Source organism: Pseudomonas wayambapalatensis (assembly GCF_049942315.1).
Taxonomy (GTDB): Bacteria; Pseudomonadota; Gammaproteobacteria; order Pseudomonadales; family Pseudomonadaceae; genus Aquipseudomonas; species Aquipseudomonas wayambapalatensis.
In genome coordinates this window covers 1-8,635 of sequence record NZ_JBNFMU010000217.1, presented here as the reverse complement: position 1 = coordinate 8,635, position 8,635 = coordinate 1, and the positions used below count along the sequence as shown (strand labels likewise).

General features: G+C 63.6%; 8 protein-coding genes and 1 riboswitch. Of the genes, 3 read left to right on the top strand and 5 right to left on the bottom strand.

From position 1 onward, the window contains the following. Positions 1-88: 88 nt before the first annotated feature. On the bottom strand, positions 89-2,215 hold the full coding sequence (locus ACPZMI_RS19605; protein WP_426352869.1) for a TonB-dependent receptor: 2,127 nt from the start codon (positions 2,213-2,215) through the stop codon (positions 89-91). 113 nt (positions 2,216-2,328) lie between these two features. Next, a riboswitch (cobalamin riboswitch) is annotated at positions 2,329-2,531 on the bottom strand. A 163-nt stretch (positions 2,532-2,694) separates the two neighbouring features. On the opposite strand from ACPZMI_RS19605, the gene ACPZMI_RS19600 reads away from it, so the two are divergent. Further along, positions 2,695-3,441 (top strand): outer membrane beta-barrel protein, encoded by a 747-nt coding sequence (locus ACPZMI_RS19600; protein ID WP_125929724.1) that lies wholly within the window; start codon positions 2,695-2,697, stop codon positions 3,439-3,441. An 85-nt stretch (positions 3,442-3,526) separates the two neighbouring features. On the opposite strand, the gene ACPZMI_RS19595 is transcribed toward ACPZMI_RS19600, so the two are convergent. The 3 genes from ACPZMI_RS19595 to lpxO all read right to left on the bottom strand — a co-directional run bounded on the left by ACPZMI_RS19595 (position 3,527) and on the right by lpxO (position 5,521). Then, a complete protein-coding gene (locus ACPZMI_RS19595; RefSeq protein ID WP_054890879.1) occupies positions 3,527-4,096 on the bottom strand; it encodes a GNAT family N-acetyltransferase in 570 nt (189 codons plus the stop codon). 78 nt (positions 4,097-4,174) lie between these two features. Next, positions 4,175-4,519, bottom strand: a complete 345-nt coding sequence (locus ACPZMI_RS19590; RefSeq protein ID WP_054890878.1) for a carboxymuconolactone decarboxylase family protein — start codon at positions 4,517-4,519, stop codon at positions 4,175-4,177. Positions 4,520-4,621: 102 nt separating this feature from the next. Further along, complete coding sequence (lpxO, locus tag ACPZMI_RS19585) at positions 4,622-5,521, bottom strand: lipid A hydroxylase LpxO (RefSeq protein WP_054890877.1); 900 nt, start codon at positions 5,519-5,521, stop codon at positions 4,622-4,624. 204 nt (positions 5,522-5,725) lie between these two features. Here lpxO and thpR point away from each other — a divergent pair, with 204 nt between their 5' ends. After that, the gene (gene thpR, locus ACPZMI_RS19580; protein WP_426352868.1) at positions 5,726-6,340 is read left to right on the top strand and encodes an RNA 2',3'-cyclic phosphodiesterase; all 615 of its coding nucleotides are present in this window, start codon (positions 5,726-5,728) and stop codon (positions 6,338-6,340) included. A 46-nt stretch (positions 6,341-6,386) separates the two neighbouring features. On the opposite strand, the gene ACPZMI_RS19575 is transcribed toward thpR, so the two are convergent. After that, positions 6,387-7,292, bottom strand: coding sequence for an AraC family transcriptional regulator (locus tag ACPZMI_RS19575; RefSeq protein ID WP_186665172.1), 906 nt, complete (start codon positions 7,290-7,292; stop codon positions 6,387-6,389). 181 nt (positions 7,293-7,473) lie between these two features. Here ACPZMI_RS19575 and ACPZMI_RS19570 point away from each other — a divergent pair, with 181 nt between their 5' ends. Then, positions 7,474-8,526: an NAD(P)-dependent alcohol dehydrogenase gene (locus tag ACPZMI_RS19570; protein ID WP_186708495.1), complete on the top strand. Its 1,053-nt coding sequence runs from the start codon at positions 7,474-7,476 to the stop codon at positions 8,524-8,526. Positions 8,527-8,635: the final 109 nt, after the last annotated feature.

The window sequence follows — 8,635 nt, the reverse complement described above, 5'->3', positions numbered from 1 at the left end:
ATCGCGGGACCAGCCCGCTCCCACAGGTTCTTCACTGATCCTGTAGGAGCGGGCTGGTCCCGCGATAGGGCCGGCGAGGCCTACGGCATCAGAAGCTGTAGTCCACCGTCGCGAAGTACGAGCGCGGCGCGCCCAGCAGCCATTGTTCGCCACTGTGCGCGGCAACCACGTAGTCGCGGTTGAACAGGTTGTTCAACTGCAGGCCAAGGCGTACGTCGGGCAGTACCTGCCAGCCGAGATTGGCATCGACCACGGTGTAGCCAGGGACGCTGTAGGCGTTGGCGGTGTCGGCATAGCGCTGGTCGACGTAGCGCAGGCCAATGCCGGCGTCGACGGTCTGGCCGAAGCCTTTGTTGAGCCAGAGGTTGGCGATACGGCGCGGGACGTTGGCGGGGCGGTTGCCGGCGCGGTCCTGGGCGATGCTGCCGACGATCTCGTCGAAATCATCGTACTTGGCGCGGACCACCGAGGCGTTTGCCGATACCTGCCATTGGTGGCCCAGATCCAGCTCCAGCGCGGCTTCCAGGCCGTCGGAGGTCTGCTGGCCTGCCTGTTGTTTCTCATGGCTGATCGGGTCGTCGACCAACAGCTTCTTCTTGATGATGTGATAGGCGGCCAGGGTCCATTCACCGCGCCCATCCCAGAAGCGCTGCTTGAGCCCCAGCTCGGTCTGCTTCGATTCGGTCAGGTCGTAGTTGATCTGGCTCGGGCTGAGGCTGATCAGGTTGTTCACGCCGTCTTCGCTGGTGGAGTACTGGCCGTACAGCGAGAGGTTGTCGGTTACCGCGAACACCAGGCCGGCGCGCCAGTTGCCGCCTTGCAGGCTGCGGTCGACGCGAGTGTCGTTGGTCAGGTTGTCACGGTCGATGTGGTTCTGGTCGCGGCGGATACCGGTCACCAGCGACAGGCGATCGGTCAGTTGGGTACGGTTCTCGGCGAACAGGGCGAAGGTGTGGGTCGTCGAGAGGGTCTGCGCACGTGTGACGTTCCGGCTCTGGAACCAGCCCGGTGCCGGATTCCAGGGATCGACGTAGTCGCCGCCGACATCGGTGTACGGCGAGTTGTTGTCGACATTGAAGCGGATCTTGTTGTACTCCGCGCCGACCACGGTCTTGCTGTTCAGCCCGAACAACGAGTGATCGAAGGTGAAGCTCTGGCGGTCGCCGATCTGCTCCTGATTGTGCTTGATCTCCAGGTAGCTCGCGCGCTCCAGCTGCTCGCGGCTCGGATCCCAGGTGTAGTCCTCGGCATTGCGCCAGTGCCGGCGGCTCTTGATGTAGTACAGCTGGTTGCTGGCAGTGACGCTGTCGCTGAGGGTCCAGTCGGTGTTGAAGCGGGTCCATTCGTCATGGTAGCGCTGCACGTCGTTCTGGATGTTGTAATTCTTCTTGCGCAGGCTGTCGCGCAGGTGGCCGTCGATCAGCGGCGTGCCGAAGTAGTTCGACGGCTGTGCGTCGCCACGCTCATGGGCGAGGGTGAAGCTCAGGTCGTCGGTGGCATCGAAGCGCAACGCAGCACTCAAGGCCAGGCTGCGAGAGTCGGTGCGGTCGACCCAGCCATTGCCTTCCTGCTTGTTCAGGGTCAGGCGGTAGCTCAGGCGTTCGCTCAGGCTGCCGCCGCTGTCCAGGCCCAGTTGCTGGCGATCCCATGAGCCATAGCCCAGGCGCAGGTGATTGCGGATCTCGCCGTCGAAGGGTTTTTTCGGGATCACGTTGATCACCGCGCCTGTGGCCCCTTCGCCATAAAGTACCGAGGCGGGGCCTCGGATCACGTCGATGCGCTCGACCATCCACGGGTCCACCGGAAAGGTCTGGGTGCCAGCGCCGGTGTACAGGCGCGAACCGTCGAACAAGGTCATCACCGAAGAGTGTCCGCTGAAACCACGGGCGGAGAGCGCAGTGTTGCCGTTGCCCGGGGTGCCGACGGAGGTGATGCCGGGCGAGCGGGTCACTGCATCCTGCACCGTGAGGTTGGCGCGCTGCTGGATCTGCTCGGCGGTGATGCTGGTGGTGCTGGCCGGGGTTTCCAGGGCGCTGAGGTTCAGGCGCGAACCGGCTTGGGTAGGGGTTGCCAGGTCGACGATCTGTTCGTCGCGGGTCTCGGTGATCGCCGTCGAGGGCAGGTCGAGGACCTTGCCTTGCGGCTGCTCGGCCAGCGCCGGCAGGGACACCGCCATGCAGGCGGCCAGGGTGTGAAGCTTGAAGTGTCGGGACATGTCGTTCCAGGGGTTCAGGAATGAATGGATCCCGGTGGAAACAACGCAAAGACGAGCAGACACGCACGCAGGCGCGCACGCGAACACCGGCCTGCGCCCGCCCACCGCGGGTTTGCCAACAGAAGCGTCAGGCCGGTCTCCGGGCTTGCGAGGGTCGTGAAGCCTTCACCTTCCCATGCATGAGCACAGTGGTGTGTCGAAGGATTCGCTCGCTTACCGTTGCGGGGGCAGCGCCGGACTTGTCTGCAAAGACGCACCGGCTTCCCGTTTCACCCTGCGCACGGCGGCGCAGGACACCTGAAACTGGCGCGCATCTGATCATCGAACGCGGAGGGAGTCAATCGTTTGGATGGGCGAAAAAACGTGATGGGTTGCAGGGTTGCGCGTTTTTATTGGATTTTTTTCGAACTTTTCCTACTGACGTTGTCTCGAACCGCTCGTTCGCCCTTTTTTATTCAACGTCATGGAGACTTTTGCGAATGTTCACTGGAAAACTGCTGCGTCACACTTGCGCCCTGGCCCTCCTCGGCGCGCCGCTGGCAGCGATGGCAGCTCCCAGCACCGAGCCCCTGTTCACCTTCGGCCTGCTCGGTTCCTACGACAAGTTCAAGTTCGAAGGCGGCGGCGACTCCGACAAGGAGCACCTGGGCCAAGGCGGTGTGTTCGCCAACTTCGGCAACAAGATGACGGCCGAGTCCGGCTTCATCTACCAGATCGGTGCCGAAGCCAAGTACGGCAAGAAGAACGACAACAAGCTCAAGGAGGCACAAGCCGACCTCGACCTTGGCTGGCGTGCCGCGCTGGATGCGCGCAACTTCGTCGATGTGATCGTCGGTGGTGGCTACAGCTGGACCCGTTTCGAGCCCGAGATCAACGACCTGGATACCAAGCTGACCTACAAGTCGCCGTTCGCCAAGGCGGCGCTGGGTTACAACCACCAGTTCGACGCCTCGACCCTGCGTGTCGAGGTCGGCGCCCGTCATACCATCGATGGCCGTGCACGCCTGAAGGTCGACGACTTTGGCAGCGACAGTGTCGACATGAAGGACCGCACCAACCCGTATGCCGAAGTCACACTGCTGATGAACCAGCAGGGCGGCATGCCGATCCAGGCCGGCGTGTACTACACCCGTACCGAGTACAAGATCGACGAGGACTCGCCGGTTGCCGACAACAACAAGCTCAAGCGTGACGAGTTTGGTGTGAAGGTCGGCCTGGCGTTCTGACGCCTTCGATGGTTGTACGCCGTTTGTAAGGGCAGCCTCGTGCAGCGATTGCGGCACGAGGCTGCCCCTGCAGGCTCAAGGGCGCCTAGCGGCCCCGGCGCCGCGACACCCGCGCCTCGATGTTCTTGCGTCCGATCAGCAGCGCCGGTTTCTCGGTCACTGGCTCATCGGCCAGCCACTTGTACATCACCAGGCAATCCACCAGCCCCAGTGCTGCATGACGAAATGCCTTGGGCAGGCGCCCGACGGTCTCGAAACCGAGCTTGTGCCACAGCCCCACGGCGACCTCGTTGCTCGCCACTACCGAATTGAACTGCAAGGCCAGAAAACCCTCCTGGCGCGCCAGCTTCTGCGAGTGCTCGCACATCAGCCGTGCCACGCCACGTCCGCGTGAACGGGGTGTGACCATGTATCCGCAATTGCCCACGTGCGCGCCCGGGCCTGCGGCATTGGCCTTGAGGTAGTAGGAACCGAGCAGCTCGCCATCCTCTTCGGCCACCAGGGTGTGCAACGGAAACTCCAGCCACAGCGTGCGCGCCTGCTCCTGCGACATCTGCGGGTCGTATGCGTAGGTCTCGCGCGCCTGGACGATGGCCTGGAAGGTCGGCCAGAAACGTTCGAAGTCTTCCGGGGTCATGGGGCGAATGTGGATCATGTCGGTTCCTGCTCGGGCTGGGCCGGCAAGTCTGGGTGGATGGGCGCCGTCATGCAAGTGCTGCGGCGCCCGAGCGCCTCAACTGCCGGCCTTGCCGACCGCATCCAGCGCCCGTGCCGAATACACCAGGGCAGCGCCCGCGTTCATGGCCACGGCCACGCCCAGGGCTTCTGCGATTTCCTCGCGGGTGGCACCGTGCTTGACCGCCTGCTGCGAGTGCACGGCGATGCAGCCGTCGCAGCGGGTGGTCACTGCCACGGCCAGGGAAATCAGCTCGCGGGTCTTGGCGTCGAGGTGGTTGGTCTTGGCGCCGGCAGCGCTGGCGGTGGCGTAGCCGGCCACGGTGTCGGGGGAAAGCTGCTTGAGATCGCCGATGCCGGCCATCAACTGCTTACGGTAGGCGTCCCAGTCCATCATGCTCATCGTCTTCACCTTGTCAGGTTGGCAACAGGAGCTTTCAGGCTAGTCGAAGATGGGGGGAAGGGCGGGCCTCTTCGCCGAGGGGCGAGGAGGCCGCAGGAAGTGTCAGATGTAGATGAACAGCAGCACCAGTGCTGCCACCACGGCCCATTTCTCGAGGTAGTAGCGGGTGCGGTTGCGTTTCTTCATGGCCTTGCCACGTTCGCGGATCTTGTAGATGCGCGTGAACAGACGGTTGATGCCGCCTGTCTTGTCGTTGGCATCGTTGGGTGCGGCAGCTGCGGCCATGACGTTGCGGCTGAACCAGCGGTTGAAGGCGCTTGCCCAGCGGTATTTCAACGGGCGCTCGACGTCGCAGAACAGGATGATACGGTTGTGCTCGGTGGTATTGGCCGCGTAGTGGATGTAGGTCTCGTCGAAGATCACCGCCTCGCCGTCGCGCCAGGAATACTTCTCGCCGTCCACATCGATGTAGCAGCCATCGTCGTTCGGCGTGTCCAGGCCCAGGTGGTAACGGTACGAGCCGGCATAGGGGTCACGGTGGCGAACCAGCTTGGCTCCCGGCGGCAGGGTGGCGAACATCGCCGCCTTGACCGTGCCGATGCCTTGCAGCAGTTCGGTGGTGCGTGGGCACAGGGTCATCGCCGAGGGATGGCTCTCGCCGTACCACTTCAGGTAGAAGCGCTTCCAGCCGGTCTTGAAGAAGGAATTGAAACCGACATCATCGTAGTTGTCGGATTTCTTGATCTCGCCAGCGTGCAGCAACTGCTGGGCTTCTTCGCGGATTTCCTGCCAATGGTCCTTGAGCGGCTGCAGTTCGGGGAACGATTCCACGGGCAGGTAGGGCTTGGCCGGGTGCTTGGAGAACAGGTACAGGAAACTGTTGACCGGGGCGAGGAAGCTCGAGTGGTCGCCCAACTGACGAGTCAGCTTGTGGCGAACGCGACCGCGCAGGTGAACATAGGCGATCGAGAGGACGAAGATCAGTACGAGTGCGATTTTCATGGACGGTTACTTGTCGAATAAAAATGGCCATGCGCCATGGCTGTAGCCCGCCAGCATAAACAATCGAGTCGCCAGTTTGTACATAATGTTGTTACATCGCTTTGGACCAAGGTGGAATGGTCGGCAGTCTGCGCAAACGATTCAACCCGGCGGCTTGGTGAATCGACACGTCACCCGGTTCTTTGGCTGATCAAGGAGTTTCCGATGGTTCAGGATGCACGCCCAAGCGGTGCGCCCTTCAAGCGCCTTTTCTTTGCCCTGGATTTGCCCGAGGCTCAGCGCCGGGCCGTTGCCCAGTGGCGCCGTGAGTTGGGGTTGCGGGCCGGCAAGCCGGTACCGGCCGAGAATTTTCATGTGACGTTGCTGTTCCTGGGCGATGTGGATGCCGCCCTGGTGCCGGCGCTGTGCGCTGCGGTAGACGGCATGACGCCCCGTGGGACCGGGGCGCCGATACGCCTGCTGCTCGACCGTCTGCAGGTGTGGCGACGTGCTGGTGCACTGGTGCTCGAACCTGGCGAGACACCCGCCAGCCTGCGCCAGCTGGTCTACGGCCTGGAGCAGCGGGTACTGCCGCTGGGCATCGCCGGGCAGGCCCGTGACTATCGTGCGCACCTGACCTTGTCGCGGGACTTCCAGGGGCCGCCGCCCGAGGCTGGCCAGGCGCCGGAGTTTCTTCTCGATGCCCGCCGGTTCGGTCTTTATGAATCGCGCAAGGGGCGTTACTGGCCGCTGGCAGAGTGGCCCTTGGGCGCCGCCGAGGCATTGTCACAGGCAGCGGCCTCGGGGAGGTCGAGCCAGGGCTGGCCAAGGCGGAACTGAGCGCCGGCATCGTGGCGATGGTCCGTCGCCAGGCCTGAGAGCCGGGTCATACCGGCAGGCTGCGGTAGGGCAGTTCGTCACCTGGGCTGCGGGCGAATTCGCGCTTGTACTCGCGGCTGAACTGCGACGTGCTCTGATAGCCTACGCGGTGCGCCACCTGGGCCACACCCAGGCTCTCGCCGATCAGCATCTGCTGCGCCTTGAGCAGGCGCAGGCGCTTGAGGTACTGCATCGGCGCCAGTTCGGTGCAGCGCTTGAAGTGTTCGTGGAAAGTCGAAACGCTCATGTTGGCGCGGCTGGCCAGCGCTTCGACACTCAATGGCTCGGCGTAATGGTCGCGCAGGTAGGCGAGCACGACGCCGATGCGGGCAAAGTGCCCCTGCTGTTCGACCAGTGCCCGCAACACGCCGGCCTGCGGGCCGCGCAGGGCGGTGTACAGCACCTCGCGCACCCGTGTCGCCCCCAGCATTCTGGCATCCAGTGGGTCCTGCAGGCATTCGAGCAGCCGCTCGACGCTGGCGCGCATCGGTTTATCCAGCGCCGCCGAACTCATCGACTGCGGCGTCTGCGCCTGTACTGCCGGGTCTGGTGGCAGGGCCATGTTCTGCACCAGTTCGCTGAGCACGTTGCGGTCGATGCTCACGGCCACGCCGAGCATGGGTGCCTGGGGCGTGGCGAAGGTTTCGCACATGAAGGGCACTGAAAGCGCCTGGATCAGGTAATGCCCGGCACCGTACTCCAGCGTGCGCGGCCCCAGGCGTGCGAGCTTGCTGCCCTGGGCGATGATGATCAGGCTCGGCTCGTAGATCTGCGGGCTGCTGGCCACGTAGTGGTCCCACGACAACACCTGGACCTGGGGCAGGTAGGTGTCGACGAATCCGGGGCGCGGGGCGAGGGCGCGAATCAGCGAGCAGAGGGGGGCATTGGCGTCGACGTGTTGGGTCAGTTGCATGGCAAACCAGTGACAGAGAATCAGACACTGGCATCTTCGCAGATTGACAGTCCAGCGCCAGATTGCTTCGACCAACTCCGGAGAATCAGGCACGAATGCCGGAGGATCGGCTGTGGGCCTGGCCCGTTTCGATGCGCAGAATGCGTGGCCTGAATCGTTTCAACATTGCGAGGTCCAGAGCATGTACACCGCCATCGGTTATGCCGCCCAGTCTTCCACCGCGCCCCTGGCGCCCATGACCTTCCAACGCCGCGGCCTGCGCCCGGACGACGTCGCCATCGAGATCCTCTACTGCGGCGTATGCCACTCCGATATTCACCAGGCTCGCAATGAGTGGGGCATTGCCGTCTACCCACTGATGCCCGGCCACGAGATCGTCGGCCGCGTCACCGCTGTGGGCGAGAAGGCCGGCAAGTACCAGGTCGGTGACCTCGTCGGTGTCGGCTGCATGGTCGATTCCTGCCGCCATTGCGAGGCTTGCCGACAGGACCTGGAGCAGTATTGCCTGGAAGGGCCGACCCAGACCTACGCCACTCCCGACCGTATCGACGGCAGCAATACCCTGGGTGGCTACTCCAGCAGCATCGTGGTCAGCGAGCACTTCGTTCTGCGTATCCCCCAAGGGATGGACCTGCCGAGCGCCGCGCCGATCCTCTGCGCGGGCATCACCACTTACTCACCGCTCAAGCACCACGGTGTGGGGCCTGGGCACAAGGTCGGCGTGCTGGGCATGGGCGGCCTGGGCCACATGGGCATCAAGTTCGCGAAGGCCCTGGGCGCCGAGGTGACACTGTTCACCCGCTCCCCGGCCAAGGCCGAGGAAGCCCGCCGCCAGGGCGCCGATCATGTCATCGTCTCCACCGACGAGGCGCAGATGCGCGAGGCAGCAGGTCGTTTCGACTTCCTGCTCGACACCATTCCGGTGCAACACGACCTGAATCCCTACCTGGAAACCCTGAAGTTCGACGGTGTGCACATCCTGGTCGGCCTGATCGAGCCGGTCGATCCGCCCGTGCATGCGGCCAACCTGGTACTCAAGCGTCGGGTGCTGGCCGGCTCCTTGATCGGCGGCATCGCCGAAACCCAGGAAGTGCTGGATTTCTGCGCCGAACATGGGATCAGTTGCGATATCGAGATGCTGGATATCCGCGATATCAACGAGGCGTTCGAGCGGATGATCAAGGGTGATGTGAAGTACCGCTTCGTGATCGACATGGCGACCTTGCAGGCCTGATCCGGGCGGTTATCCCCATCGCGGGGGGGGGGGGAAGCGTGAAAAATGCCACAGGTGTGGACCGGACAAGGGGTGCCCAAAAAATGGCCTTTTCCACCCCTTTCCCGAC

Excerpts from the sequence above, each read along its gene's own strand:
- ACPZMI_RS19605 (WP_426352869.1), bottom strand. The coding sequence starts at position 2,215 with ATGTCCCGACACTTCAAGCTTCACACCCTGGCCGCCTGCATGGCGGTG.
- ACPZMI_RS19600 (WP_125929724.1), top strand. The coding sequence starts at position 2,695 with ATGTTCACTGGAAAACTGCTGCGTCACACTTGCGCCCTGGCCCTCCTC.
- ACPZMI_RS19595 (WP_054890879.1), bottom strand. The coding sequence starts at position 4,096 with ATGATCCACATTCGCCCCATGACCCCGGAAGACTTCGAACGTTTCTGG.
- ACPZMI_RS19590 (WP_054890878.1), bottom strand. The coding sequence starts at position 4,519 with ATGAGCATGATGGACTGGGACGCCTACCGTAAGCAGTTGATGGCCGGC.
- lpxO (WP_054890877.1), bottom strand. The coding sequence starts at position 5,521 with ATGAAAATCGCACTCGTACTGATCTTCGTCCTCTCGATCGCCTATGTT.
- thpR (WP_426352868.1), top strand. The coding sequence starts at position 5,726 with ATGGTTCAGGATGCACGCCCAAGCGGTGCGCCCTTCAAGCGCCTTTTC.
- ACPZMI_RS19575 (WP_186665172.1), bottom strand. The coding sequence starts at position 7,292 with ATGCAACTGACCCAACACGTCGACGCCAATGCCCCCCTCTGCTCGCTG.
- ACPZMI_RS19570 (WP_186708495.1), top strand. The coding sequence starts at position 7,474 with ATGTACACCGCCATCGGTTATGCCGCCCAGTCTTCCACCGCGCCCCTG.